The organism is Saccharothrix saharensis (genome assembly GCF_006716745.1).
GTDB lineage: Bacteria > Actinomycetota > Actinomycetes > Mycobacteriales > Pseudonocardiaceae > Actinosynnema > Actinosynnema saharense.
This window is the reverse complement of record NZ_VFPP01000001.1, coordinates 6,401,369-6,426,368: the sequence shown is the minus strand read 5'-3', so window position 1 is coordinate 6,426,368 and position 25,000 is coordinate 6,401,369. Positions and strand designations below refer to the sequence as shown.

The 25,000-nt window shown below is 73.2% G+C and carries 29 protein-coding genes and 1 pseudogene; 8 read left to right on the top strand and 22 right to left on the bottom strand.

All coding sequences use genetic code 11. From position 1 onward, the window contains the following. Window positions 1-145 precede the first annotated feature (145 nt). From rpsO to rimP, 15 genes and pseudogenes are all read right to left on the bottom strand, one after another. Window positions 146-415, bottom strand: a complete 270-nt coding sequence (gene rpsO / locus FHX81_RS29260; RefSeq protein ID WP_141981300.1) for a 30S ribosomal protein S15 — start codon at window positions 413-415, stop codon at window positions 146-148. A 124-nt stretch (window positions 416-539) separates the two neighbouring features. Then, complete coding sequence (locus tag FHX81_RS29255) at window positions 540-992, bottom strand: 2'-5' RNA ligase family protein (RefSeq protein ID WP_170232212.1); 453 nt, start codon at window positions 990-992, stop codon at window positions 540-542. A 20-nt stretch (window positions 993-1,012) separates the two neighbouring features. Next, window positions 1,013-1,501, bottom strand: coding sequence for a helix-turn-helix domain-containing protein (locus FHX81_RS29250; protein ID WP_141981298.1), 489 nt, complete (start codon window positions 1,499-1,501; stop codon window positions 1,013-1,015). 91 nt (window positions 1,502-1,592) lie between these two features. Next, the gene (locus FHX81_RS29245; RefSeq protein ID WP_141981297.1) at window positions 1,593-2,534 is read right to left on the bottom strand and encodes a bifunctional riboflavin kinase/FAD synthetase; all 942 of its coding nucleotides are present in this window, start codon (window positions 2,532-2,534) and stop codon (window positions 1,593-1,595) included. Window positions 2,535-2,581: 47 nt separating this feature from the next. Further along, the gene (locus FHX81_RS29240; protein ID WP_141981295.1) at window positions 2,582-2,944 is read right to left on the bottom strand and encodes a hypothetical protein; all 363 of its coding nucleotides are present in this window, start codon (window positions 2,942-2,944) and stop codon (window positions 2,582-2,584) included. A gap of 17 nt (window positions 2,945-2,961) precedes the next feature. Next, window positions 2,962-3,861, bottom strand: coding sequence for a tRNA pseudouridine(55) synthase TruB (gene truB / locus FHX81_RS29235; RefSeq protein ID WP_141981293.1), 900 nt, complete (start codon window positions 3,859-3,861; stop codon window positions 2,962-2,964). 11 nt (window positions 3,862-3,872) lie between these two features. Beyond that, window positions 3,873-5,195: an MFS transporter gene (locus FHX81_RS29230; protein ID WP_141981291.1), complete on the bottom strand. Its 1,323-nt coding sequence runs from the start codon at window positions 5,193-5,195 to the stop codon at window positions 3,873-3,875. 102 nt (window positions 5,196-5,297) lie between these two features. Beyond that, entirely contained in the window at window positions 5,298-6,596 is a 1,299-nt protein-coding gene (locus FHX81_RS29225; RefSeq protein ID WP_141981289.1) for an MATE family efflux transporter, read from the bottom strand. 107 nt (window positions 6,597-6,703) lie between these two features. Beyond that, on the bottom strand, window positions 6,704-7,678 hold the full coding sequence (locus tag FHX81_RS29220; protein WP_141984195.1) for a DHH family phosphoesterase: 975 nt from the start codon (window positions 7,676-7,678) through the stop codon (window positions 6,704-6,706). Window positions 7,679-7,751: 73 nt separating this feature from the next. Beyond that, window positions 7,752-8,222: pseudogene (rbfA, locus tag FHX81_RS29215) on the bottom strand (30S ribosome-binding factor RbfA); the annotation flags it as partial. Window positions 8,223-8,250: 28 nt separating this feature from the next. Beyond that, window positions 8,251-8,547 carry a DUF503 domain-containing protein gene (locus tag FHX81_RS29210; protein ID WP_141981286.1) on the bottom strand — a complete coding sequence of 99 codons (297 nt, stop codon included), beginning with the start codon at window positions 8,545-8,547 and terminating at the stop codon, window positions 8,251-8,253. 71 nt (window positions 8,548-8,618) lie between these two features. Next, window positions 8,619-11,681 (bottom strand): translation initiation factor IF-2, encoded by a 3,063-nt coding sequence (gene infB / locus FHX81_RS29205; protein WP_141981284.1) that lies wholly within the window; start codon window positions 11,679-11,681, stop codon window positions 8,619-8,621. 88 nt (window positions 11,682-11,769) lie between these two features. Next, the gene (locus FHX81_RS29200; RefSeq protein WP_141981282.1) at window positions 11,770-12,114 is read right to left on the bottom strand and encodes a YlxR family protein; all 345 of its coding nucleotides are present in this window, start codon (window positions 12,112-12,114) and stop codon (window positions 11,770-11,772) included. Between the two features lie 22 nt (window positions 12,115-12,136). Next, window positions 12,137-13,159 (bottom strand): transcription termination factor NusA, encoded by a 1,023-nt coding sequence (nusA, locus tag FHX81_RS29195; protein WP_141981280.1) that lies wholly within the window; start codon window positions 13,157-13,159, stop codon window positions 12,137-12,139. After that, window positions 13,156-13,680: a ribosome maturation factor RimP gene (rimP, locus tag FHX81_RS29190; RefSeq protein ID WP_141981278.1), complete on the bottom strand. Its 525-nt coding sequence runs from the start codon at window positions 13,678-13,680 to the stop codon at window positions 13,156-13,158. Before rimP ends, nusA begins: the two co-directional genes overlap by 4 nt. A gap of 170 nt (window positions 13,681-13,850) precedes the next feature. Between rimP and FHX81_RS41410 the strand changes: the two genes are divergently transcribed. Continuing rightward, a complete protein-coding gene (locus FHX81_RS41410; RefSeq protein WP_211363594.1) occupies window positions 13,851-14,294 on the top strand; it encodes a hypothetical protein in 444 nt (147 codons plus the stop codon). Beyond that, window positions 14,291-14,725 carry a ferritin-like domain-containing protein gene (locus tag FHX81_RS41405; protein ID WP_246108021.1) on the top strand — a complete coding sequence of 145 codons (435 nt, stop codon included), beginning with the start codon at window positions 14,291-14,293 and terminating at the stop codon, window positions 14,723-14,725. The genes FHX81_RS41410 and FHX81_RS41405 overlap by 4 nt, the downstream gene beginning before the upstream one ends. A gap of 12 nt (window positions 14,726-14,737) precedes the next feature. On the opposite strand, the gene FHX81_RS29175 is transcribed toward FHX81_RS41405, so the two are convergent. From FHX81_RS29175 to FHX81_RS29160, 4 genes are read right to left on the bottom strand one after another with little or no spacing between them, the layout of a single operon-like run. After that, window positions 14,738-15,493, bottom strand: a complete 756-nt coding sequence (locus tag FHX81_RS29175) for a hypothetical protein (protein WP_141981274.1) — start codon at window positions 15,491-15,493, stop codon at window positions 14,738-14,740. A 25-nt stretch (window positions 15,494-15,518) separates the two neighbouring features. Then, window positions 15,519-16,526, bottom strand: a complete 1,008-nt coding sequence (locus FHX81_RS29170) for an aminotransferase class V-fold PLP-dependent enzyme (protein ID WP_141981272.1) — start codon at window positions 16,524-16,526, stop codon at window positions 15,519-15,521. A gap of 7 nt (window positions 16,527-16,533) precedes the next feature. Beyond that, window positions 16,534-17,013, bottom strand: a complete 480-nt coding sequence (locus tag FHX81_RS29165) for a DUF4442 domain-containing protein (protein ID WP_141981271.1) — start codon at window positions 17,011-17,013, stop codon at window positions 16,534-16,536. 41 nt (window positions 17,014-17,054) lie between these two features. After that, the gene (locus FHX81_RS29160; protein WP_170232211.1) at window positions 17,055-17,840 is read right to left on the bottom strand and encodes an SDR family NAD(P)-dependent oxidoreductase; all 786 of its coding nucleotides are present in this window, start codon (window positions 17,838-17,840) and stop codon (window positions 17,055-17,057) included. Between the two features lie 49 nt (window positions 17,841-17,889). Between FHX81_RS29160 and FHX81_RS29155 the strand changes: the two genes are divergently transcribed. Continuing rightward, entirely contained in the window at window positions 17,890-18,297 is a 408-nt protein-coding gene (locus FHX81_RS29155; protein ID WP_141981267.1) for a YjbQ family protein, read from the top strand. On the opposite strand, the gene FHX81_RS29150 is transcribed toward FHX81_RS29155, so the two are convergent. Continuing rightward, window positions 18,193-19,224 (bottom strand): YhgE/Pip domain-containing protein, encoded by a 1,032-nt coding sequence (locus FHX81_RS29150; RefSeq protein ID WP_141981265.1) that lies wholly within the window; start codon window positions 19,222-19,224, stop codon window positions 18,193-18,195. The two genes, FHX81_RS29155 and FHX81_RS29150, sit on opposite strands and share 105 nt — an antisense overlap. 128 nt (window positions 19,225-19,352) lie before the next feature. Between FHX81_RS29150 and FHX81_RS29145 the strand changes: the two genes are divergently transcribed. The 3 genes from FHX81_RS29145 to FHX81_RS29135 are packed head-to-tail and all read left to right on the top strand — an operon-like array spanning window position 19,353 to window position 21,642. Continuing rightward, window positions 19,353-20,267 carry a DUF8017 domain-containing protein gene (locus FHX81_RS29145; RefSeq protein ID WP_141981263.1) on the top strand — a complete coding sequence of 305 codons (915 nt, stop codon included), beginning with the start codon at window positions 19,353-19,355 and terminating at the stop codon, window positions 20,265-20,267. Next, complete coding sequence (locus FHX81_RS29140; RefSeq protein WP_141981261.1) at window positions 20,264-20,959, top strand: DUF8017 domain-containing protein; 696 nt, start codon at window positions 20,264-20,266, stop codon at window positions 20,957-20,959. The genes FHX81_RS29145 and FHX81_RS29140 overlap by 4 nt, the downstream gene beginning before the upstream one ends. Beyond that, window positions 20,956-21,642: an HAD family hydrolase gene (locus FHX81_RS29135; protein WP_141981259.1), complete on the top strand. Its 687-nt coding sequence runs from the start codon at window positions 20,956-20,958 to the stop codon at window positions 21,640-21,642. The genes FHX81_RS29140 and FHX81_RS29135 overlap by 4 nt, the downstream gene beginning before the upstream one ends. Window positions 21,643-21,679: 37 nt before the next feature. On the opposite strand, the gene FHX81_RS29130 is transcribed toward FHX81_RS29135, so the two are convergent. Then, window positions 21,680-23,425: a proline--tRNA ligase gene (locus FHX81_RS29130; RefSeq protein ID WP_141981257.1), complete on the bottom strand. Its 1,746-nt coding sequence runs from the start codon at window positions 23,423-23,425 to the stop codon at window positions 21,680-21,682. Between the two features lie 128 nt (window positions 23,426-23,553). On the opposite strand from FHX81_RS29130, the gene FHX81_RS29125 reads away from it, so the two are divergent. Next, window positions 23,554-23,919, top strand: coding sequence for a VOC family protein (locus tag FHX81_RS29125; RefSeq protein ID WP_141981255.1), 366 nt, complete (start codon window positions 23,554-23,556; stop codon window positions 23,917-23,919). 25 nt (window positions 23,920-23,944) lie between these two features. Next, window positions 23,945-24,682, top strand: a complete 738-nt coding sequence (yaaA, locus tag FHX81_RS29120) for a peroxide stress protein YaaA (RefSeq protein WP_141981253.1) — start codon at window positions 23,945-23,947, stop codon at window positions 24,680-24,682. Between the two features lie 15 nt (window positions 24,683-24,697). On the opposite strand, the gene FHX81_RS29115 is transcribed toward yaaA, so the two are convergent. Further along, a complete protein-coding gene (locus FHX81_RS29115) occupies window positions 24,698-24,940 on the bottom strand; it encodes a hypothetical protein (RefSeq protein WP_141981251.1) in 243 nt (80 codons plus the stop codon). Window positions 24,941-25,000: the final 60 nt, after the last annotated feature.

Genomic DNA, 25,000 nt, shown 5'->3' with positions numbered 1-25,000 from the left:
TCGAAGTCCCCTGGGTGTCGTCCACCAGGGGGCCACTACCGAGGACCGGCGAACTGTCGTCCCGTTCGCCGCGCGTGCTTCCCTCGTCTTGTTTTCGATAACGCCGAGGGGGAGTGACCGGACGGTCACTCCCCCTCGGCACGTCTCACCTGCGCAGGCCGAGCCGCCCGATGAGGGCGCGGTAGCGCTGGATGTCCACCTTCTGGAGGTAGTTCAGCAGCCGGCGACGCCGGCCGACCAGCAGGAGCAGGCCACGACGCGAGTGGTGGTCGTGCTTGTGCTTCTTCAGGTGCTCCGTCAGGTCGGCGATGCGCTTGCTCAGCAGCGCGACCTGGGCCTCGGCGGAACCGGTGTCCGTGTCGTGGACGCCGTACTCGGCGAGGATGGTCTTCTTTTCCTGGGTGGTCAGTGCCACGTGCTTGTTACTCCTTGTGCTGGTTAAGTGCCGTGCGGCCCCGCCCGCGAGCGGGGTAGTCGGTGCTGGCCGCCACGGACCGCAGCCAGACCCAAATGTCGAGGCTACCAGCAGTGGCCACCCGCTACGCGTTTGACGTGCTCAAGGGCACTCGGTCGAGCACCGCGTAGCCCTCCACCGGACGGCTGCGGACCAGCACGACCTCGGTCGCGGTCCACTCACGACCGGTGAACTCCACGTGCGGCAGCGGTGCACCGCGGGCGACGGTGAGGTGCGGGCGCCAGTCCGGCGGCACGTGCGCCGCCTCGCCCAGCTCGGCCAGCGCGCCGTCCACGCCGATCCACAGCACCTGGCGGAACGTGCCGCTGCCGCGCAGCCGCAGGACGGGCGCGGTGACGCGGTCCAGGCCGGCGAGCTGGTCGGCGGGCTCGGCCTCGCCGAAGAACCGGACGGTGACGTGCCAGCGGGCCGGGTGTTGCCAGCGCAGCCGCGGGTGGGCCCGACGGATCGGGAGGAGGGCGTCGTGCAGCTCGTCGACGACGTCGGCGGGCGGGAAGATCGCGGAGAACAGGCTCACGGGCGGTCGGGTCGGGGTGGTCAGGCGTCGCGGCCCTTGCCCGCGCGGCGCAGCAGCTCCGCCAGGGCCGGGAAGTCCTCGCCCAGCACGTCGGCGGCCTGCGACAGCTCGCGGCGGTCGGCCAGGCGGCGCAGGAACGGGAACACCACGGCCTCGTCGTCCGCGCTGCCGTTCACCGGCAGTGAGTCGCGGCTCACGGTGGGCTTCGACTGCCGCACGTCCTCCAGGGCGAGCTGCAAGGCCTCGGGCGAGCCGGACGCCACGTCGGGGGTGAGGACCTTGCGCTCCAACATGATCATCCGCGCCAGCACGGACGGGTTGCCGATCTTGGCCCGGCGGCCGCTCATGACCTGGCTCAGCATGGGGGCGCTGATGCCCAGCACGTCGGCGAGCTGCGCCTGCGAGACGTTGAACGCGACCACCAACCGCCGCACCCGGTCGCCCAAGGGCTCCCCGTACCACTCCCGCTGCAACGCGAGGTTGCGCTGGACGATCTTGTGGTCCTCCACCTTCGCCTCTCCCCTGACCGACGGACGTGACAGGCATCTTGCCAGGTCGTCAGGCGTCACACGGCCGGTTCCACCCACCTGGTTCAACCCCTCAGGCGTCACCCGGATCCGTCAGGAGGTCACGGGTCGTGGCCACGTCGCGGTGCATCTGCTCCAGCAGCGACTCGACGCCGTCGAACTTCTCCATGTCCCGCAGCCGGTCCACGAAGTCGAGCGCCACGCGCTGGCCGTAGAAGTCCTCGTCCACGTCGAGCACGAACGCCTCGACCCGCCGTTCCCGGCCGGAGAACGTCGGGTTGGTGCCCACGCTGACGGCGGCCTTGAGCCGGCGGCCCGACCCGTGCACGAACCAGCACGCGTACACGCCGTCCGCGGGCACGGCGGCGAACCGCGTGGTGGACAGGTTGGCCGTGGGGAAGCCGAGCTCCTTGCCCCGGCCGTCACCGCGCACCACGATGCCCTCCAGCCGGTGCGGCCGGCCGAGCGCCTGCGCCGCGGCGGCCACGTCGCCCGCGTCGATGCACGCCCGGATGTAGGTCGACGAGTACGTCACCCCGTCGTCGGTCACCAGATCCGCCCCCTCGGTCACGAAACCGAACCTCTTGCCCAGCGCGCGCAGCAGCTCCACGGTGCCGGCCGCCTTGTGGCCGAACGTGAAGTTCTCCCCCACCACCACGGCCGCCACGTGCAGCTGCTCCACCAGCACCTCGTGCGCGAACTCGTCGGCCGGGGTGCGCGCCACCTCGGCGGTGAACGGGATGACGCAGAACACGTCCACGCCCAGGCCCTCCACCAGTTCCGCGCGGCGGCGCAGGCTGGTCAGCTGCGCCGGGTGGCTGCCCGGTCGGACCACTTCGGACGGGTGCGGGTCGAAGGTGATCAGGACGCTGGGCACGCCCTTCTCCTCGGCCAACCCGACCGCACGGTCGATCAGCGCCTGGTGCCCGCGGTGCACCCCGTCGAACACGCCGATGGTCACCACGCAGCGGCCCCAGCCGCCGGGCAGGTGGTCGAGCCCTCTCCAGCGTTGCACGCGGGCAAGCCTAGGCGGTCGACGCCGCCGTGCCGCCCGAGGTCGGGCTAGTCGCGGCGCACGTCACGGCCGGCCTGGTGGACCGTGCCGCCGTCGCGCGCGACCGCGGTCTGGTTCACGGTGGTCGGCGAGTTGACCGTGAGGCCGCCGGCGATGTCGCCCGCCTGCACCACGGGACCGGTCACGGAGCCGGTGATCGAGTTGTGCACGGTCGACCTCGGCGGTTCCGGAGCGGGCGGCTTGGCCGACGACGCCTGCACGCGCAGCGCCACGACCACGCCCAACGCGGTCAGCAGCACGACCGCCACCCAGGTCCACGGGTTCGCCCCGCCGTCCGTGGCCAGGTTGATCGCCACCCCGGTGGCCGACGTCACCACACCGGCCGCGGCCGGCCACACCCATCTCGCCATGGCACCCACCGTAGGCCTCATCCGACCGGCGCGAGTACCACCAACGGCTTGGCGATCGGGCCCTCGTCCTTGGCCAGCGCGACCACGTGGCCGTCCGGGCCGAAGACGCCGTACGTGCCGTCCAGGCCGCCCGCGGCCAGGCGCTGGCCGTGCGACAGGGCGATCGCCTCGCGCGGCGCGATCTCGCGGCGGGGGAAGGCGGTGGACACGGCGGCGTCCAGGTCCAGCGACAGCCCGGGCGCGCTCTCCAGCTGCTCCAGGGTCTTGGCCACGCGCAGGTCGAACGGGCCGACGCGGGTGCGGCGCAGGGCCGCCAGGTGGCCGCCGACGCCGAGGTCCGCGCCCAGGTCGCGGGCCAGCGCGCGGACGTAGGTGCCGGACGAGCACTCCACCATCACGTCGAGCTCGGTGGCGGCCTCCTCGCGGCGGATCGCCAGCACGTCGAAGCGGTGCACCGTCACCGGGCGCGCCGGGATCTCCACGGCCTCGCCGGCGCGGACCCGCGCGTACGCGCGCTTGCCGTCGATCTTCACCGCGCTCACCGCGCTGGGCACCTGCTCGATCGCACCGGTCAGCTTGGCCACGCCCGCCCGGATCGCGTCCTCGTCCACTTCGGACGCGTCGGTGGTGGACAGCACCTCACCCTCGGCGTCGTCGGTGGTCGTGGCCGAGCCCAGGCGGATGGTCGACAGGTAGGCCTTGCTGTCCAGCGCGAGGTGGCCGAGCAGCTTGGTGGCCCGCTCGATGCCGAGCACGAGCACGCCGGTCGCCATCGGGTCGAGCGTGCCCGCGTGCCCGACCTTGCGGGTGCCGAGGATGCGGCGGACCCGGGCCACCACGTCGTGGGAGGTCATGCCGTCGGGCTTGTCGATCACGACGAGGCCGGGCGGGACAGGAGGACGAGAGGTTGCGGACACGGACGAGGATCCTAAGCCTCGACCAGCACGTCCCACCGACGGCGGCGCAACTGCACGGGCACGGCCTCGCCCCGGTCCACGGCGGCGAACACCGCGGCACGCGCGCGGCGCCACCACACCACCGTCCGCCACACGCCCACCAGCAGCACCGAGACCACGGACAGGAACGCGACCCGGTACGCCTGCGGCGCGGCCAGGTGCGGCTCGACCACGTCCAGCAGCACGCCCACGGCCAGCGCGGTGGACGTGACCGCGCCGAACCCGCCGACGTTGGCCACACCGGTCGCCGTGCTCACCCGGTGCAGCGGGTTGTAGTCGCGCACCAGCGCGAACGCCACGCCGGACGCCGGGTTGCCCAGCGCCAGCACCGCGAACACCGGGTACAGCACGGGTGTCGGCAGCACGCCGCCCGGCCAGCCCAGCAGCACGGCCCAGCACAGCACGGCCACCGCCAGGTAGGTGCCGACGATCGGCATCCGCCACTCGGGCCGACCGCCGATCACCGTGCCCATCACCGGCCCGGTCACGATCGCCACCAGCACCAGCGTGCTCAGCACCGCCGACGCCGACGGCCGCGACAGGCCCTGCGCCTCGACCAGGTACGGGAACCCCCACAGCAGGCCGAGCACGGCGGGCGTCGACATCGACGTGAAGTGCACCCAGAACCCGAGCCGCGTGCTCGGCTCGCGCCACGCGTCGCGGACCTTCGCGCCCACCGCGCGCAGCGGCACGGGCTCGACCACCGGCTGCGGCACGCCGTCGGGCACCTCGCGGACCCGCCACGAGACCACCGCCGCGTACGCCGCCGTGCCCAGGCCCGCGACCAGGAACGTCACCGTCCAGCCCGCGTCCTCCAGCAGCAACGTCAGCGGCACGGTCGCGACCAGGTTGCCCGCGCCGCCCAGCGCCGCGGACAACGTCATGACCAGGGTGAACCGGCGGGGCGGGAAGTGCGCGGCGGCCAGGCGCAGCACGCTGACCCACGTCATGGCGTCGCCGACGCCGAGCACGGCGCGGGCGGCCAGGCCGAGCGGGTAGGAGTCGGCGACCGCGAACAGGACCTGCCCCAGGCCCATGAGCAGGGCGGCGGCGGTCAGCACGCGGCGCGGGCCGAAGCGGTCCACCAGCAGGCCGGTGGGGATCTGCATCAGCGCGTAGAGGCCGATCTGCAGGACCGTGAACGTGCCCAGCGCGGCGGGCCCGACGGCGAAGCGGTCGCCCGCCTCCAGGCTGGCCACGCCCAGCGAGGTGCGGTGGAACAGGGCGGCGATGTAGACGAGGACGGCGGTTGACCAGATCAGCCACGCTTGTTTCGTGGCACGATCGACCGGCAAGGCGGGTCTCCTAGGCTTCCGTGCGGCAGCACTCCCAGTATCGAGAAACACTTGCCTCGTGTTAACGATTCCAGGGGGTGCCGCTCACCACATCACGCCTGGTCACACCGCCCCTACGCGCGCCCACTCCCCGGACCGGGTCCGCACGAGCACCAGCACGAGCCGCAGCACCATGAACGCCGACAGGCCGCTCCAGATGCCGACCAGGCCCCAGCCGAACGCGGAGGACGCCCACACCAGCGGCAGGAAGCCCAGCGCCGCCGACGCCAGGGTCGCGGTCCGCAGGAACTTCGCGTCGCCCGCGCCGAGCAGCACGCCGTCCAGCGCGAACACCACGCCCGCGATCGGCTGCAACCCGACGAAGAACCACCAGGCGTGCGGGATCTCGTCCAGCACGGCCCGGTCGGCGGTGAACAGCATCGGCAGCGGCCCGGACACCGCCGCGAACAGCACCCCGAGCAGCACGCCGAACCACAGCCCGTACCCGGTGACCTGCCAGGCGAACCGGCGCGCCTGCTCCCGGCGCCGCGCGCCCAGCGCCTCGCCCACGATCGACTGCGCGGCGATCGCCAGCGAGTCCAGCACCAGCGCGAGGAACGTCCAGAGCTGCAGCACCACCTGGTGCGCGCCGACCGCGCCGACCGACGTGCGCGCGGCCACCGACGCGGCGGACAGGAAGCACGCCTGGAACGCGAGGCTGCGCAGCACCAGGTCCCGCCCGAGGCCGAGCTGGGCCCGCATCCGGTGCCGGTCGGGCCGCAGGCCCACCCGTTCCGCGCGCAGCGCGCGGAAGAACAACCCGGCCGACAGCACCTGCGCGATCACGTTCGCGACGGCCGAGCCCTCCAGGCCCCAGCCCGCGCCGTGCACGAGCAGCGGGCACAGCACGGCCGAGATGCCGTTGCCGACCAGCACGTACCGCAGCGGGCGGCGGGTGTCCTGCACGCCGCGCATCCACCCGTTGCCCGCCATCGTGACCAGCACGAACGGCGCGCCGAACAACGCGATCCGCAGCCACGAGGCGGCGTTGTCCGCCACCTCGCCGCCACCGGCGAGCAGCCGTGCGGCGGGACCGGCCAGGAGCTGCCCGAGCACGATCACCAGCGCGCCGACGGCCAGCGCGAGCCACGTCGCCTGCACGCCCTCCTCGACGGCCTCGGGCCGCCGCCCGGCGCCGAACAGCCGTGCCGTGCGGGCCGTCGTGCCGTAGGACAGGAACGTCAACTGGGTCGCGACCTGCGTGAACAGCACACCGCCCAGCGCCAGCCCGGCCAGCGGCAGCGCGCCGAGGTGCCCCACGACCGCCGTGTCCACCAGCACGTACAGCGGCTCGGCCGCCAGCACCACCAGCGCGGGCGCGGCCAACCCGACCACCCGCCGCGCCGGAACCCGCTCCTCCACCCGATCCCCTCAATGCACGACACGCGCGTCCCGGACGCAGGACTCCCGCGTGAGCCCTGCGTCCGGGACGCGGGAGTCCTGCCGTTCGGAACACCCGAGTCCCACGCTCAGGACGCGGCCACGGTCTCCAGCGCCGCCCGCAGGTTCGCCAGCACCGCGTCGGCCGGGCCGGTGGCGGTGAAGCCCGCGGCCAGCCGGTGGCCACCGCCGCCGAGCAGCTGCGCCACCTCGCGCACGTCCACCCGGCTCACCGCGCGCAACGACACCGACCACGACGACGGACGCAGCTCCTTGAGCACCGCCGCCACCTCGGCCTCGGCCGTGGTGCGCACCAGGTCGACCACGCTCTCGACCTCCTCGGGCCGCAGCCCGGAGGCGTCCTCCAGCGTCACGACCGCGTGCACGAACCCCAGCCCGCCCGCCGCCTCACGCTCCAGGCACGCCCGGCTCAGCACCTTCGCCAACATCCCGAGATACCCGAACGGGTGAGAGTCCATCAACGGCCGCGCCACGGCCTCGGCGTCCACCCCGGCCGCGAGCAACCGGGCCGCCACCTCGTGCGTGGTCGCCGACGCGTGCCGGAACGACCGCGTGTCCGTCACCAGACCCGCGTACACGCAGCGGGCCACCGGCTCGTCCAGCTCCACGCCCAGCTCGTCCAGCAGCCGCAGCACGACCAGCGCGGTCGCCTCGGCCCGGTCGTCCACCACGTTCACGTGCCCGAACCGCGGGTTCGACACGTGGTGGTCCAACACCACCACCACACCGGCGGTGGACACCCGGTCGGCCAACGGACCCAGCCGCCCGACACTGCCCGTGTCCAACGCGACCAGCACGGGCGGCGCGGCGGGCACCGCCGAAGCGGGTACCAGCAGCCCCGCCACGTCCAGGCCCCGCAACGTCTCCGGCACCTCGTCCGGCGCGCCGAACGACACCCGCACCGCCACACCGCGGCGGTGCAGCGCCAACCCCAGCGCCAGCGCGCTGCCCAACGCGTCCGCGTCGGGGTTCACGTGCGCCAGCAATGTCACGTCGGTGGCGGCGGACAGGACGCGAGCGGCCTCGGCGAGGTCCGCGCCCAGGTCGTCGGACGGACGGGCGCCGCCGGACGGGCCCGGGTCGATCAAGCTCGGATCGTTGTGCACGACGAGAACGCTAGTCGGCGTCCTCGGCCTCGCGCGCGGGCTTGTACGGGTCGGGTTCGCCCGCGGGCTCCGCGCCGTGCGCGATGCGCGCCACCTCGGCGTCCAGCTCCCGGGCCTTGGCCAGCAGCTCGTCCATCCGGCGTGCCTCGTCCGGCACGGTGTCCGTGACGAACGACAGCGTCGGCGTGAACCGGACACCGGTCTGCTGGCCGACCATCGTGCGCAGCACGCCCTTGGCGCTCTCCAGCGCCGCCGCCGCACCGGCGAGGTCGGGCTCGGCGTCCAGCTTCTCGCCGAGCACCGTGTAGTAGATCGTCGCGTCGTGCAGGTCGCCGGTCACCCTCGTGTCCGTGATGGTGACGCGGGCCAGCCGCGGGTCCTTCACCTCGTGCTCCAACGCGGAAGCGACGATCTGCGAGATCCGCTTGGCCAGCTTGCGAGCCCGTGCCTGGTCGGCCACGGCGCTCCCCTCCTGTCGTTGCGCTGTGTCGCCCGCGGGGCGACGTCTGCTAGTCGTCCTCCGGCCCGACCAACCTGTGGCGGGCGGAGAGAAGTTCCAACTCGGGGCGTCCGGCCACCAGCCGCTCGCAGGCGGCCAGCACGTCCCTCACATGCTCGGCGTCGGCGGCGACGGCCGCCACTCCGATCAGGGCGCGGCGGTGCAGGTCCAGGTGGCCCGCCTCGGCGACCGACACCTCGAACTTGCGCCGCAGCTCGGCCACGATGGGCCGCACCACGGACCGCTTCTGCTTCAACGAGTGGACGTCGCCGAGCAGCACGTCCAGCTCAAGGGCACCGACGAACACAGATGATCACCAGGGTGTCCGGGGGTGCGGGGCCGCCGCTCGCGACGGCCCCGCACCTCGGGTGAGGACGATCAGGCGCGCGGCTTCTCGCGCATCTCGAACGTCTCGATGATGTCGCCGACCTTCAGGTCGCTGTAGTTGCCGAGCGTCAGACCGCACTCGAAGCCCTCGCGGACCTCGGTCGCGTCGTCCTTGAACCGGCGCAGCGAGCTGATCGGCAGGTTCTCCTGCACGACGTTGTTGTCGCGCAGCAGGCGGGCCCGGGCGTTGCGCCGGATCTCGCCCGACATCACGAGGCAACCCGCGATCGTGCCGACCTTGGAGGACTTGAAGACCTCGCGGACCTCCGCGCGGCCCAGCTGAACCTCTTCGTACTCCGGCTTGAGCATGCCCTTCAGGGCCTGCTCGATCTCGTCGATCGCCTGGTAGATCACCGTGTAGTAGCGGACGTCCACGCCCTCGCGGTTGGCGAGCTCGGTGGCCTTGCCCTCGGCCCGGACGTTGAAGCCCAGGACGATGGCGCTACCCGCGACGGCGAGGTTGATGTCGCCTTCGGTGATGCCACCGACGCCGCGGTGGATGACCCGCAGCTCGACGTCGTCGCCGACCTCGATCTTCATGAGGGCGTCCTCGAGGGCCTCGACGGTACCCGAGTTGTCACCCTTGATGATCAAGGTGAGGGCGCTGGTCTCCTTCAGCGCGGCGTCCAAGTCCTCCAGGCTGACGCGCTTGCGCTTCGCGGCGTTCATCGCGTTGCGGTTGCGCGCCTGGCGGCGCTCGGCGATCTGCCGCGCGACCCGGTCCTCCTCGACCACGAGGAACGTGTCACCCGCGCCGGGCACCGACGTCAGACCGATGACCTGCACCGGACGCGACGGGGTCGCCTCCGTGACGTCCACGCCGTGCTCGTCCACCATGCGGCGCACGCGACCGTAGGCGGCGCCCGCCACGATCGAGTCACCCACGCGCAGCGTGCCGCGCTGCACCAGCACCGTGGCCACCGGACCGCGACCGCGGTCGAGGTGCGCCTCGATGGCGACGCCCTGCGCCTCCATCTCCGGGTTGGCCCGCAGGTCGAGCGAGGCGTCGGCGGTCAGCAGGATCGCTTCCAGCAGGCCGTCGATGTTGATGCCCTGCTTCGCCGAGATGTCCACGAACATGGTGTCGCCGCCGTACTCCTCGGCGACCAGCCCGTACTCGGTGAGCTGCTGGCGGATCTTGGCGGGGTTGGCCCCCTCCTTGTCGATCTTGTTGACCGCGACCACGATCGGCGCGTTGGCCGCCTGGGCGTGGTTGATCGCCTCCACCGTCTGCGGCATCACGCCGTCGTCGGCCGCCACCACGATGACCGCGATGTCGGTCGAGTTCGCACCACGCGCACGCATGGCGGTGAACGCCTCGTGACCCGGGGTGTCGATGAAGGTGATGAGGCGCTCGTTGCCCTCCAGCTCCGTGCGGACCTGGTAGGCACCGATGTGCTGGGTGATGCCACCGGCCTCGCCCTCGGCCACCTTCGCCTTGCGGATGGTGTCCAACAGGCGCGTCTTACCGTGGTCGACGTGACCCATGACGGTCACGACCGGCGGACGGATCTGGAGGTCCTCCTCGCCGCCGGCGTCGTCGCCGTAGGTGATGTCGAACGTCTCCAGCAGCTCGCGGTCCTCCTCCTCGGGGGACACGACCTGCACGTTGTAGTTCATCTCGGAGCCCAGGAGCTCCAGGATCTCGTCGGAGACGGACTGCGTCGCGGTGACCATCTCGCCGAGGTGGAACAACACCTGCACCAGCGAGGCCGGGTTGGCGTTGATCTTGTCGGCGAAGTCGGTCAGCGAGGCGCCACGCGGCAGGCGGATCGTCTCGCCGTTGCCCTTGGGCAGGCGGACGCCACCGACCGACGGCGCCTGCATGTTGTCCATGTACTCCTGGCGCTTCTGCCGCTTCGACTTGCGGCCGCGACGCGCCGGACCACCGGGACGGCCGAAGGCGCCCGCGGCACCGCCGCGTCCACCGGGACCGCCACCACCGGGACGACCGCGGAAACCGCCGCCACCACCGGCCGGGGCGCCACCGCCACCGCCGCCACCGCCGCCGGGGCGGAAGCCACCGCCGCCGCCACCACCGCCACCGGGACGGAAGCCACCGCCGCCGCCACCACCGCCACCGGGACGGAAGCCGCCACCGGCGCCACCGCCACCACCGGGACGACCGCCGCCGCCACCGGGACCGCGGCCACCGCCGCCGCCACCGGGACCACCGGGGCCGCGACCGCCGCCACCGCCGCCACCGGGGCGGGGCGCCGGGCGACCGGGCATCATGCCCGGGTTCGGCCGCGGCGGCATGTTGCCGGGGTTGGGCCGGGGACCGCCGGGCGCGCCGCCCGAACCACCCGGACGGGGGGCCGGACGCGAGTCACCGGGCTTGGGGCCGGACGGCCGCTCGCCGCCACCCGGCGCGGCCGGGCGCGGTGCCTGCGGACGCGGCGCCGGAGCGCCACCGCCGACGCCGAACGGGTTGTTGCCCGGACGCGGGGGCCGCGGACCGGCGGGCTTGGGGGCCTGCGGGCGCGGCGGGACCACGGACGGGGTGTTCTGCGCCGCCGCGGGCTGCTGCTGCGGTGCGCGGGGGCCGGGACGGGGGCCACCGGTCTTCGGCGCCTGCTGCGGCTGCTGGGGCTGCTGCTGCGGCGCGGGGGCCGGCTTGGGCGCCTGGGTGGGCGCCGGAGCCGAGGCCGCGGCCGGAGCGGGAGCCTGGGACTGCGCGGCGGGCGCGGCCGGCGCCGCGGGCACCGGTGCGGCGGGCTTCGCCACCGGCTTGGGCGCCATCGGCTTCGGACCCGGCACGGGTCGCGGGCCCGGCTTGCCGGCGGGAGCCGCCGGACGCGGGGCGTCGCTCTTGGTCTCGTTCGAACCCGCGCTCGACGGCGCGGGCTTCGGCGGCGCCGGGCGGGCGCCGGACGGCTTGGGCTTGGACTCGCCCTTGGCGTAGGCGTCACGCAGCCGCCGGGCCACCGGGGCCTCGACGGTGCTGGACGCGGACTTCACGTATTCGCCCTGGTCGGCGAGCTTGCTCAGCAGTTCTTTACTCGTGACTCCGAGCTCTTTGGCGAGCTCGTGCACGCGGGCCTTACCTGCCACTGCACTCCTCTGTGAGGGAGGCCGGCGGGCAAGTCCCGTCGACCTCGTCTTAACGTCGCGCGTTCATGTCTTCAGCTTCACGGCTGACTCATGACGGGTCGACCTGCTTCCTTGCTTCCTGCTGGTCACGGGGCGATCCCATGACCTCCTGCCCACACTGCTCGAGGTGACCGCGCACGCGTTCCACGTCGAGCGGTCCCTGGACCCGGAAGGCCCGGGGGAACGCCCGCCGCTTCTCGGCGTTGCGGAGGCAGTCCGGATCGGGGTGCAGCCATGCACCCCTACCGGGCAACCGTCGACGTGTGTCCGGGACCACGGCCCCGTCCACGACCACCACGCGCAGCAGCTCGGAGGGCAACGTCCGAGCGCGGCATCCGATGCACGTACGAACCGGGCCGATGTGCGTGAGATCCGATCCCCGACGTTGAACCACTGAGAAGTCTATCCCCTATTGCTTATTCAGCCGAACCGGATGTCGATGCGCCCGCCGGAGCGGACCCGCCGGCCTCCGCATCACTGCGGATGTCGATGCGCCAGCCGGTGAGCCGCGCGGCCAGCCGGGCGTTCTGCCCCTCCTTGCCGATGGCGAGGGAGAGCTGGAAGTCCGGGACCACGACCCGTGCCGTCTTGGCGCGCTCGTCGAGCACCCGGACAGACACAACCTTCGCCGGTGAGAGGGCATTCCCGACGAACGTGGCGGGGTCGTCGGAGTGGTCGATGATGTCGATCTTCTCGCCGGCCAGCTCGCTCATGACGTTGCGCACCCGGGCGCCCATCGGCCCGATGCACGCGCCCTTGGCGTTGACGCCGGGCACGGTCGTGCGGACCGCGATCTTCGAACGGTGACCTGCCTCACGTGCCACCGCGGGGATCTCCACGGTGCCGTCGGCGATCTCGGGCACCTCGAGCGCGAACAGCCGGCGCACCAGGTTCGGGTGCGTGCGCGACAGGGTGATCTGAGGGCCGCGCGCGCCGCGGGACACGCCCACGACGTAGCACTTGAGGCGCGAGCCGTGCTCGTAGGACTCGCCGGGCACCTGCTCGGCGGGCGGCAGCACGCCCTCGGTGTCGCCGATCTGGACCACGACCATGCCGCGCGCGTTGGCGCGGGCGTCCCGCTGCACCACGCCGGCGATGATCTCGCCCTCCTTCGCGGAGAACTCGCCGAACGTGCGCTCGTGCTCGGCGTCGCGCAGGCGCTGCAGGATGACCTGGCGTGCGGTGGTGGCGGCGATGCGGCCGAACCCCTCGGGGGTGTCGTCCCACTCCTCGGCCACGGTGCCGTCCGGGTTGAGCTCCTGCGCGAGCACGCGCACCACGCCGGTCTTGCGGTCGATCTCCACGCGCGAGTGCGAGTGGTGGCCCTCGGTGTGCTTGTAGGCGGTCAGCAGGGCGGTCTCGATGGCTTCGAGGACGGTGTCGAAGGGGATGTCCTTGTCCCGTTCGATCGCCCTGAGAGCGGCGATGTCGACGTTCACTCCGACTCCTCCTTCGGGTGCTTGCCTTCGAGGAGCGCGAGCTCTTCGACCGGCGGCTGCTTGAACTCGACTTCGACGACGGCGCGCTCGATCGTCCGGTACTCGACGCGGCGCAGCTCGCCCTTGACCAGCAGCACGACGCCCGTGTCGTCGGCCTCGCCGACGCGGCCGAACCACTCGACCTGCTCCGGCTGCTTGACCTTCACCAGGCGCAGCCGGTTGCGCTTCCAGTGGCGCGGCCTGGTGAGCGGGCGGTCCGCGCCGGGCGAGGTGACCTCGAGGGTGTACGGCCCGGCGATCAGGTGCTCGTGCGCGTCGAGGGCGGCGGACACGGCGCGGCTGGCCTGCGCCACCTCGTCCAGGCCGATCCCCTCGTCGCCGTCCACGACCACCTTGACCAGCCTGCGACGCCCAGCCTGGTTCACGTCGAGCAGCTCGAGGTCGAAGCCGATCGCCTCGACCGCCTCGCGCACGACGGGTGCTAGCTGCGCGGCGAGTTCTCCGCGCGGCGGGCTGGACACGTGGTGACTCCAAGTTCTCTTCGAGTGCAGAGGGCACGGCAACCCCGGCCGACGCTGCACTTCGCCGGCCGTGGTCGCCCAGACTATCTCGTTCGGCGGCCTCCCACGTGCCACGGGCGAGCGCGCGGCGGCGACCGGGCGGCGGCGCGGCTCTGGCAGGATCGGGACACGTGATCGGAAGAACGGCGTTCAGCAGGCGCGCGGTGCTGCTGGCGACGGCCACGGCGCCGTTGGCAGTCGCGTGCACCACATCCCCTCCCCCTCCGCCGCCACCGGACCCGCTGGCGGAGTTGGTGAGGGCGGCGCTGTCGGACGCCGCGCTGGCCACGGCCGCCGGTGCGCCGGAGACGGCCGCGGCGCGCACCGAGCACGCCACGCGGCTGCAGGCCGAGGTCGACCGGGCCACGCCCCGGGTGCCGGGCTCGTCCGCGCCGCCGACCACGTCGGCCCCGGTGGCGCCGCCCGCCGGCGCGACGCGGGAGGCGCTGGTGCCCGCGCTGCAGGCGGCGCGCAAGCAGGCGGCGGACCTGGTGGCGACGGTGGAGTCGCACCGGGTGGGGTTGGTCGCCTCGGTGGCGGCCGGGTGCGCGAGCCTGGTGGAGGCGTTGTCGTGAGCGTGGACGCGGTGCAGGACGCGTTGGCCGCCGAGCACGCGGCGGTGTGGGCGTACGGGTTGGTGAGCGCGTTCATCTCGACGCCGCAGCAGTCGGCGGCGGTGGCGGACGGCGCGACGGCCCACCGGGCGCGGAGGGACGCGACGGAGCGGTGGTTGCGCGACGCGGGCGCGACGCCCCGGCCCCCGGCGGCGGCCTACCTGCCGCCACAGCCGGTGGACAGCGCGGCTTCGGCCGTCGCGGCGCTGATCACGGTGGAGACGGACGCGTGCGTGGCGTGGCGCGGCGTGCTGGAGCGGACCGACGACGGCCCGTTGCGGGCGTCGGCGCTGGACGCGCTGACGGTGTCGGCGGTGCGGGCCACGCGGTGGCGCAAGGTGGCCGGGGTGACGCCGACGTCGATCGCGTTCCCGGGCGCCGGGGTGGGGTGACGCCCCGGCCGGTCAGGCGGTCAGGTCGGCGGCGAGGCGGAAGGCGTCGTTGCTGATCCGCTTCATCAGCTGGTTGTGCGCGGCCGCGTCGGGGCCGTGCTCGACCGAGTCCGACTCGATGATGATGACGTCGCGGTCCTGCTGGCGGGCCGCGAAGCCGCCGTTGGCCAGGGTGGTCAGGTTCGGCACCTTCACCGCGCCGTCCTTGACCAGGTCGTTGACGTTGCCGGTGCCGTCGCGGGTGGTCAGGTCCTTCAGCTTGGCCGCGTCCTCGGCGGTCTTCATCCGCACGATCGACACGGACGTGTAGACCTTCACCCCGTCGGGCGTGGTCGTCGTGTACATGCCGCGAGTGAGCTGCTGGCACGGCGTGGCGGTCAGGAACGCCTTGGTCTGCCCGTAGGCGTGCGACGCGCAGTCGCTGTCCTTCAACGGCTCGGGCACGTCCGGCGAGACGGCGAACGCGAACTCACCGGCCGGTGCGGACGTGGTGGTCGGGGTCCCGGTCTGGGTGTTCTTCGGCATCACGACCAGCCAGACCAGGCCGGACACCACCGCCACGCCGAGCAGGCCCAGGCCCTTGAGCACCAGGCCGCGACGGGAGCGCGCCGCGGCGGGCGCGGGACGGCGCGGTGGCTGCGGCGGTGGCGGGGCGAGCAGCGAGTCCAACTGCCCGATCTCCGACCGCCACAGCGGCGCGGTGTCCGACGGACGGAGGGGCGGGATCCGCTGCGTCACCTCTTCGGGTGATTCGGGAGGAACCGACACAAAGACCCACGGTAACGGACGAGGGTCAGTCGAGCGCCCTGAGCACCTGATCGACGTCCTCGGCCGTGTTGTACAGGTGGAACGCCAGCCGCACGCGCCCGGCGCGGATGCTGGACCGCACCCCGGCGGCGGCGAGGCGGTCCGCGGCGGCGGGCAGGTCGAGCGAGACGATCGCCGAGCCGCGCGGTGCCTGCCCGAGGGCGCTGAGCAGGGCATCCGCCAGCCCCGCGGTGTGGTCGCGGACGGCCGCCAGGTCCAGCGAGGCGAGGTAGGGCAGCGACACCGCCGCGCCGAACTGGGACAGCCAGACCGGGGAGAGGTCGAACCGCCGGGCGTCGGGCGCGAGCCGGAGCGGGAGGCCGTACACGGTGTTCCAGGGGTCTTCGCCGGCGTGCCAGTTCGCCGCCACGGGCACCGTGCGCTCCAGGGCCGACGGCGAGCAGGCGAGCCAGGCGCAGCCGCGCGGCGAGAGCAGGAACTTGTAGCCGACGGCCACGACCCAGTCGGCCCACCCCAGGTCGAGGGGCAGCCAGCCGACCGCCTGGGACGCGTCCAGCAGCACCGGCACGCCGGTCGCGCGCAGGCCCTCCAGGTCCACGACCCGGCCGTCGGCGGACTGCACGACGCTGACCGCGACCAGGTCGTGCGCGCCCGCCTCGGCCACGATCCCGTCGAGATCGACTTCGGTGACCCGCAGGCCGCGGGCCGCGAAGGGGAACGTCAGGCTGGTGAACTCGCCGCGGGCGACCAGGACCGAGGCGTCGGCGGGCAGCCCGGCCGCGACCAGGGCGACGAGCTGGGACGCCGACGCGCCCATGGCGACCCGTTCGGGCGGCACGCCGACGAGCCGGCCGAACGCCCCGCGCGCCGTGGTGGCGTGCTCGTCGGCCGCGCCGGGTCCGTCCGCGCCGACCGTCCACCGGCGCACGGCGTCCGCGACGGCGTCGGCCGCGGGGGTGGGGGGCACGCCGACGCTGGCGGTGTTCAGGTAGCCGAGGGGGACGTCGAAGGTCGTGCCGAAGGCTGAACGCATGGGATCATCACACGGTCCCGACGACCCCGCCGTCCACCGATTTGCGGTTCTTGCGCCGGGCGTAGACCTGCTTGCGGGTGCGGGCGACGACCTCTCCGGTGGAGTCCACGACGTCGGTGGCGAACCACACCAGCGCCTTGTTGTCGCCTTCGGCCAGGGAGCGCAGCTCGTCGAGGTGCTCGTCGGTCAGGTGGAACTCGGCGTGCACGGTGCCGCGGCCGGGCTTGACGAACTCGATCTCGCCCGCCCGGTCCCACACCACGTGCTCGCGGCCGAGGTGGTGCAGCACGAGCAGCATCCAGAACGGGTCGGTCATCGCGAACAGCGAGCCGCCGAAGTGGGTGCCGACGTAGTTGCGGTTCCACCAGTGCATCCGCATCCGGACCTTGACGTGGCGGTAGTCGTCGGACAGCTCGACCACGCGGATGCCGGCGAACAGGAACGGTGGCCACAGGTTCATGCCGCGGCGCAGACGGGATGCCTTCACGGCGGCTATGTTACCAGCGGGTAATGTCGGGTCGGGTGGACTCAGTGCAGGGTGATGACGTTCTTCGTCACCTTCGCCGCGGCGTCCGAGCAGAGGAACGCGACGACGCCCGCGACGTCCTCGGGCTGGGAGACGTCGTGCTGGGCGCGCACCGCGTCGTTGACCCAGCCGGTGTCGGTGACGCCCGGCTTGACCACGTTTGACGTGATGCCGTGCGGCCACAGCTCGGCCGCGGCCGACATGGCGTAGTTGTCCAGCGCCGCCTTCGCCGCGCCGTAGGACACCTCGCTGGGGAAGCCGAGCGGTCCGCCGGAGGTCAGGCCGACGATGCGGCCCCAGTTGCCGCCGCGGGCGATGTGCCTGCGGGCGAACTCGGCGATCAGCAGCGCGCCCGCGCGGGCGTCGACGGCGAACTGCGCGTCGAACGTCTGCGGCGTCACGGCCTGCAACACCCGGCCGAACTGGTCGGTCTCCACCGCCAGGAAGGTGTCCTGCACCCAGCCGGACGCGTTGTTGACCAGGATGTCGACCGGCCCGAACACGCGTTCCGCGGTGTCGAACAGCGTGGCGGGGGCGAGCGGGTCGGTGAGGTCGACCTCCAGCGCGTGCGCCCGGCCGCCCGCTTCGGTGATGGCCGCGACCACGTCCTCGGCGTCCGACTCCCGGGCGGTGAAGTACTCGCGCGGCAGGCTCGGGTCCGGCGCCGGGGCGAAGCGCAGGAACGTGATGAGGACGTTGACGCCCCGGGCGGCGAGCGCCTTGGCGGTCGCGGCGCCGATGCCCTGGTTCGCCCCGGTGACGATCGCGGTGTGGATCACGGACGGCATCGTGCCTGATCGAGCGGCACGGCCGCACCGCGTTTTAAGCTCTCCAGGCATGCGCAGCGAAGAGATCGAGATCCGCACCGGCTCGACGGAGGTCGTGCACGACCTCACCCGCGCCTGCGAGGACTTCCTGGCCGACGTGGACGGCGACGGGCTGCTGCACGTCTGGGTGCCGCACGCGACCGCCGGCCTGGCGGTGCTGGAGACCGGCGCGGGCAGCGACGACGACCTGCTGGCCGCGCTGCGCGAGCTGCTGCCCGCCGACGGGCGGTGGCGGCACCGGCACGGCACGCCCGGTCACGGCCGTGACCACGTGCTCCCCGCGCTCGTGCCGCCGTACGCGACGATCCCGGTGCTAGGCGGTGTGCTGGCGCTGGGCACCTGGCAGTCGGTCTGCCTGGTCGACACCAACGTCGACAACCCCGTCCGCAAGGTCCGGCTGACCTTCCTCGCCGGGTAGCAGCAGCACGACCAGGCCGGCGGCGGCCAACCCCAGGAAGACCCACACCTGCGCGGTGTCCAACGACCCGCCGTGCAGCAGCGCCCGCAGCCCCTCGGTGGAGAACCGGAACGGCGTCCACGACCACAGCAGTGCCCGGTAGACCGGGTCGATCAGCTCCGGCACCTGGCCCGCGACGGTGGGCGCGACGAGGTACAGCGGACCGAGCAGCGCCATCGCGCGCAGCCCGAGCAGCCGCAGCAGCGCGCCCTGGACCAGGGCGAACGCCGCCGCGACCAGCGCGAGGTAGCCGAGCACGCCCCGGTCGAGCGGCAGGGACGAGTCCCAGAGGGCGAAGAAGCCCGCCACGACGGCGACGCCCAGCGCGGTCGTGGTGGCCACGCCCGTCAGCCGGCCGACCGCGGTGCCCCCGCGGGCCAGCACGGTGAACGCCGCACCCGCGACCAGGCCCGCGATCCACAGCAGGGCGGTCGCGGCCAGGGGCGCGGTGCGGCCCGCCGCCGAGGCCGGGTTCAGCGTGACGACCCCGGCCTCCATCCCGGCGCCCCGCGCGACGCCGCCGAGCACCTGCTGGGCGACCTGCGTACCGGACGGGTTCACCGCGCCGGACAGCACCACGGTCGCGCCGCCGGGCGCGAGCTCCAGCACACCGTAGACCTCCTGGCGGGACAGCAGGTCCCGCGCCTCGGCGGGCGTCGCCACCCGCCACGAGACCTCCGCGGCGCCGCTGCCGGCGAGCTTGTCCGCGACGCCGCGCAGCTGCGGCGGGGCGTCGGCGCCGACGGCGACCGCCAGCGGCACGCCCTCGGGGTGTGCCGTCGCCTGGACGCCGAACGTCACCAGCCCCAGCACGAGCGCGATCACCGCGCCCACGACGGCGGTGGCCACCGCGATGACGGCCGGCGGCCGGTCGTGCAGTGCGGCCATGGTGCGCCTCCCCTGTAGTTCATCATGTGTTGAATTGGAGGCTACGTCCGATCGGGCGAGGAAGTCAACGCGTGCTGAATTAATCGGAGCGGTCCGGGTCGCGGCCCCCATCGGTTACCGTTCGGTCCGTGACTTACCCAGGTGACGGGCAGTCCGGCTGGGGCGGCCAGCCCAACCAGGGCGACTGGGGCCGGCAGGACCAGGGCTACCCGCAGCAGGTCTACCCGCAGAACTACGGCGGCTCCTACGGCGGTCTCGGGGTCTTCTCCGGCGGTGACGAGCCCCCGCCGAAGAAGAGCAGGACCGCGCTGTGGCTGGTGATCGGCGCGGTGGTCGTGGTGCTGGTCGGCGGCGGCGTGACCGCGTACGTGCTGACCCGACCGGACGGCTCGGCGCCGGTCGCGCAGGGCACGAGCAGCAGCCAGGCGACCACGACCACCACGACCAAGCCGCCCACCACGGCGAAGTCGACGCAGGCGACCGAGCCGCCGCTCACCTGCGAGCCCGCCAAGCCGGGCTGGAACTGCCTGCCGGTGCCGAACCTGTCCTACAGCTACGACGTGCCCAAGGGGTGGACGCCGGTGTCCAGCTCGGCGCCGGTCGAGGGCATGGAGGACGTGAAGCTGATCGGCCTCACCGTCACCGGGGCGTACGACTGCGAGGGCAACGACTACACCCGCGGCGGCGCGGGCGGTGTCGTGGTGCCGCAGACCGACCTGACCGCGGTGGCCAAGGACTTCGCCCAGAAGCTCGCCACCCAGTACTACAAGTCCGCGCCGAAGTCCGAGGTCAAGCTCGGCGAGCCGAAGCCGGTGAAGGTGGGCACGATCGAGGGCGTGCAGGTCGACGCCACCGCCACCACTTCCGGTGACGCGTGCCTGGCGACCAAGGGCATGGTGAAGGTCCTGGTCCTGAAGGGCGACAAGGGATACCACGTGTTCATGGCCAACGGCGACCTCGAAGGCGGGCCGGCCGAGCCGAAGCCGCCGACGGAGGCCGACCTCCAGGCGATGGTCGACTCCGTGAAGCCGCTGAGCCGGTGAGCTACTCGGGGCTGGGCGTCTACCAGCAGCAACCGCCGAAGCGACCGAGCCGCGCGCCGCTGTGGATCGCGCTGGCCACCGCCGTCGTGCTCATCGGTGGCGGCGTGACGACCTTCGTGCTGCTCAACGCGGGTGACGACCGGGCCGCGCCGACGCCGACGTCGGCCTCGTCGGCCGCGCCGGAGCCGGACTGGCAGCCGGTGGACGACGACCAGACGGGGGTGGCCTACGAGCTGCCGCCGTCGTGGGAGTCCGGCGGCGGCGGCGCGTCCGGGCGGATCAGGCTGAACACCACGTACGTGTCACGGCCGTTCGAGTGCCAGGGCCGCAGCATGATCCAGGCGCAGGCGATGGCCGGTTCCGTCGTCGACGACGACCCCGAGCAGGTCGCCACCGAGCTGGTGAACCGGATCGCGGCGGGCGGGTACACCGTCAACGGCGCGCCGCCGGAGATCGGCGAGCCGCGGGTCGAGTCGGGCGACGACGACGCGGTCCGGCTCAGCGTCGAGGTGACGCCGAAGTCGGCCAACGCCTGCTACGCGCCCAAGGCCACGGTCAGCGCCGTGGCGCTGCGCGACGGGGCGAAGGTGTGCGTGTTCGTGCTCAACGTGGCCGAGGGCGGGCCGCACGCGGCCGAGGGACCGTCCGAGGGCGACGTGCGGCGCATCCTGCGGAGCGTGCGGCTGTCGTGAACACGCTGGTGCTGTGGGACATCGACCTGACGTTGATCGACGCGCGCGGCCTCGGCCACGACTGGTACCGGACCGCGTTGCGCGCGACGACGGGCCTGGACCTCGTGCACGTGCCGAGCTTCCCGGGCCGCACCGAGCGGGCCATCACCCGCGAGCTGCTGACCTCGCACGACCTGGAGCCCACCGAGGAGCTGGTGGCCCGGCTGCACGCCGGGCTGATCGACGTGGCCACCCGGGAGCGGGAGCTGCTGCCGGCCCGCGGGCGCGCGCTGCCGGGCGCCGCGGCGGCGCTGGGGGCGTTCGCGGAGCGGCCGGACGTCGTGCAGTCGCTCGTCACCGGGAACCTGGTGGAGATCGCCCGGTACAAGCTGGCCGCGTTCGGGCTGGACGAGCACCTGGACTTCGGGATCGGCGGCTACGGCTCGGTGTCCGAGCACCGGCCCGCGCTGGTGCTGGAGGCCGTGCGGCTGGCCACGGCCAAGCACGCCCGCGAGTTCCGGGCGGTCGTCATCGGCGACACGCCCCACGACGTGCACGCCGCGCTGCACCACGGCGCGGTCGCCGTGGGCGTGGCGACGGGCCGCAGCAGCGCCGCGGACCTGAGGGGAGCGGGCGCGCACGTGGTGCTGGACGACCTGTCGGACACCGCCGCGGTGCTCGAAGCGGTGTTGGCGCGGCCCTGAGCCCGGGCAGGCGGCGTGCCTGCCCGGGCGGGGGTTCCTAGCCCTTGACGACGGACAGCAGGTGCCCGACGGCGTCGGCGACCGGCACCTCTTCGCGCTCGCCCGTGCGCCGGTCCTTGACCTCGACCAGGCCGTTCGCCAGGCCGCGGCCCACCACCAGGATCGTCGGCACGCCGATCAGCTCGGCGTCGGCGAACTTCACGCCGGGGCTGGCCTTGCGGTCGTCCAGCAGCACCTTCAGGCCCGCGTCGGACAGCTCGCCCGCCAGCTTCTCGCCGCCCGCGAGCAGCGTCTCGTCCTTGCCCGCCACGACCACGTGCACGTCGGCGGGTGCGACGTTGCGCGGCCAGACCAGGCCGCGGTCGTCGTGGCTCTGCTCGGCGATCGCGGCGACCAGCCGGGACACGCCGATGCCGTACGAGCCCATGGTGATCCGGATGGGCTTGCCGTCCGGGCCCAGCGCGTCCAGCGAGAACGCGTCGGCGTACTTGCGGCCGAGCTGGAAGATGTGCCCGATCTCGATGCCGCGCGCGGCGACCAGCACGCCCTTGCCGTCCGGCGACGCGTCGCCCTCGCGCACCTCGGCCACGTCGATCGTGCCGTCGGGGGTGAAGTCGCGGCCCACGACCAGGTCCACCACGTGGTGGTCGGCCTTGTCGGCGCCGGTCACCCACGCCGTGCCGCGCACCACGCGCGGGTCGACCAGGTACCGCACGCCGTTGGCCTGCACCGCGCCCGGGCCGATGTAGCCCTTGACCAGGAAGGGGTTGCGGGCGAAGTCCGCCTCGTCCAGCATCGCCACCTCGGCGGGCTCCAGCGCCGCCTCCAGCCGCTTGAGGTCGACCTCGCGGTCGCCGGGCAGGCCGATCGCCAGCAGCGTCCAGTCCGACTCACCGGGCTTCTTCGTCTTCACCAGGACGTTCTTCAGGGTGTCCGCGGCGGTGAACACGCGGTCGGTGTTGGCGTTGAGGAAGTCCACCATCGTCTTGATGGTCGGCGTGTTCGGCGTGTGGTGCACCTGCGCCGCGGGGTGCGCGGCCGGGTCCTGCTCGGCGGGCGCGGGCGTGACGACGGCCTCGACGTTCGCCGCGTAGCCCGACTCCGTGCTGCGCACGAAGGTGTCCTCGCCGGTGGGTGCGACCGCCAGGAACTCCTCCGACGCCGAGCCGCCCATCGCGCCCGACGTGGCGGAGACGATCACGTACTCCAGGCCCAGCCGGTCGAAGATGCGGATGTAGGCCTCGCGGTGCTGCCGGTAGGACTGCGCCAGGCCCTCGTCGGCGAGGTCGAACGAGTAGGAGTCCTTCATCAGGAACTCGCGGCCGCGCAGGATGCCCGCGCGGGGACGCGCCTCGTCGCGGTACTTGGTCTGGATCTGGTAGAGCGTGACCGGGTAGTCCTTGTACGAGGAGTACTCGCCCTTCACGGTGAGCGCGAACAGCTCCTCGTGGGTGGGGCCGAGCAGGTAGTCGGCGCCCTTGCGGTCCTTCAGGCGGAACAGGTTGGGCCCGTACTCGGTCCACCGGTTCGTCGCCTCGTAGGGCTCCTTCGGCAGCAGCGCGGGGAACTGGATCTCCTGCGCGCCGAAGGCGTCCATCTCCTCGCGCACGACCTGCTCGATGTTGCGCAGCACCCGCAGCCCCAGCGGCAGCCACGAGTAACCGCCCGGCGCGACGCGCCGCACGTAGCCTGCGCGGACGAGCAGCTTGTGGCTGGGTACTTCGGCGTCGGCCGGGTCCTCGCGCAGCGTGCGCAGGAACAGCGACGACATCCTCGTGATCACGGTGGGGCGCTCCTCGTGGGCGGGTTGTCCGGGAAAGGGTAGTGAACCCGCCCTGATCAGTTCCAACGGGTTGTCGCTCGGGGCGCGGCGACCGGAATCGTCGGTGGGCCGGTCTAGCCTGCCGGGCCATGACCTTCAGCATCGGCATGATCACCCTCGACACGACGGACCCGCGGCGGCTGGCGGACTTCTGGACCGAGGCGCTGGGCACGTCGGTCCAGCACGACTGGGGCGAGTTCCTGGTCCTCGCGCCGGCCGGGGAGAACGGGGTCCAGCTCGGGTTGCAGCGCGTCGAGGACCCGACACCGGGCAAGAACCGGGTGCACTTCGACGGGCACGTGGAGGACCGGGCGGCCGAGGTGGCGCGGCTGGTGGCCCTGGGCGCGACCGAGGTGGGCGAGCACACCGTGCCCGGGCTGACCTGGACCGTGCTGGCCGACCCGGACGGCAACCAGTTCTGCGTCGGCCAGCCCGACGGCACCGAGGAGCCGTGACGGCGGGCGCCTAGGCTTGCCCGTCGTGTTGGTACTGCTGCCCCCGTCGGAGACCAAGGCCCTCGGCGGCTCCGGCGCGCCGCTCGACCTCGACCTGCTGTCGCACCGGGAGCTCACGCCGGTGCGCGGCAAGCTGGTCGACGCGCTGGTCGACCTCGCCGCCGACGTCCCCGCGAGCCTGGCCGCGCTGGGGCTGTCCGAGCGCCAGGCGGGCGAGGTGGAGCGCAACGCCGAGCTGCGCCGCTCGCCCACGCTGCCCGCGCTGGCCCGGTACACGGGGGTGCTGTACGACGCGCTCGCGCCGGCCGAGCTGACGAGGACCGAGAGGTCACGGGCGTTCGCCCGCCTCTCGGTCGCGTCGGCGTTGTTCGGCGTGGTCGGCGGTGGCGACCCGATCCCGGCCTACCGGCTGTCCGGCGGCAGCGCGCTGCCGTCGGTCGGGCCGCTGGGCGGGCTGTGGCGGCCCGCGCTGGAGCCGGTGCTGGCCGCGGCCGACGAGTTCGTGGTCGACCTGCGGTCGAGCCCGTACACCTCGCTGGCGCGCATCCCCCACGCCGCCGTGATCCGGGTCGTGACCGAGGACGGCAAGGGCCGGCGCAACGCGGTCAGCCACTTCAACAAGGCGCACAAGGGGCGGCTCGCGCGGGCGATCGTCAAGTCGCGGTCCGAGCCGGGCGACCTGAGGGGGTTGATCAGGCTCGCGGTCCGGGCCGGGCTCCGGGTGGAGCCGACCGGTCCCCGGACCGCCGACCTGATCGTCTGACCCTCCCGCGGGGGTTCAGGCCGACCGGGCCGGTCGCATCGAACGCAGGGGCGTGACCTCACCGCGGTGGGCGGCGCGGGCGGCGGGCGCGTGGGCGGCCGAGGCCCGCACGTCCGCCGTCACCCGGGACAGGTCGCGGTCTTCGGTGTTCGTGCTGCCCGCCAGGCGGGAACCCGGGCCGGGCTGCCGGCGGTGGTTGCGCTCCACGCCGTAGACGGTGAGCGCCACGACGGCCAGGGCGAGGATGATCGCTGTCATGGCACTAATTGTGCGCTACGCAAGATCCTGCCACCACTGGCAGACTTGCCGTTGTGCATC

Coding starts and splice junctions, on each gene's coding strand:
- FHX81_RS29170 (WP_141981272.1), bottom strand. CDS start 16,526: ATGCGTTCAGCCTTCGGCACGACCTTCGACGTCCCCCTCGGCTACCTG.
- FHX81_RS29125 (WP_141981255.1), top strand. CDS start 23,554: ATGACCTTCAGCATCGGCATGATCACCCTCGACACGACGGACCCGCGG.
- FHX81_RS29160 (WP_170232211.1), bottom strand. CDS start 17,840: ATGCCGTCCGTGATCCACACCGCGATCGTCACCGGGGCGAACCAGGGC.
- FHX81_RS29150 (WP_141981265.1), bottom strand. CDS start 19,224: ATGGCCGCACTGCACGACCGGCCGCCGGCCGTCATCGCGGTGGCCACC.
- FHX81_RS29240 (WP_141981295.1), bottom strand. CDS start 2,944: ATGGCGAGATGGGTGTGGCCGGCCGCGGCCGGTGTGGTGACGTCGGCC.
- FHX81_RS29155 (WP_141981267.1), top strand. CDS start 17,890: ATGCGCAGCGAAGAGATCGAGATCCGCACCGGCTCGACGGAGGTCGTG.
- FHX81_RS29115 (WP_141981251.1), bottom strand. CDS start 24,940: ATGACAGCGATCATCCTCGCCCTGGCCGTCGTGGCGCTCACCGTCTAC.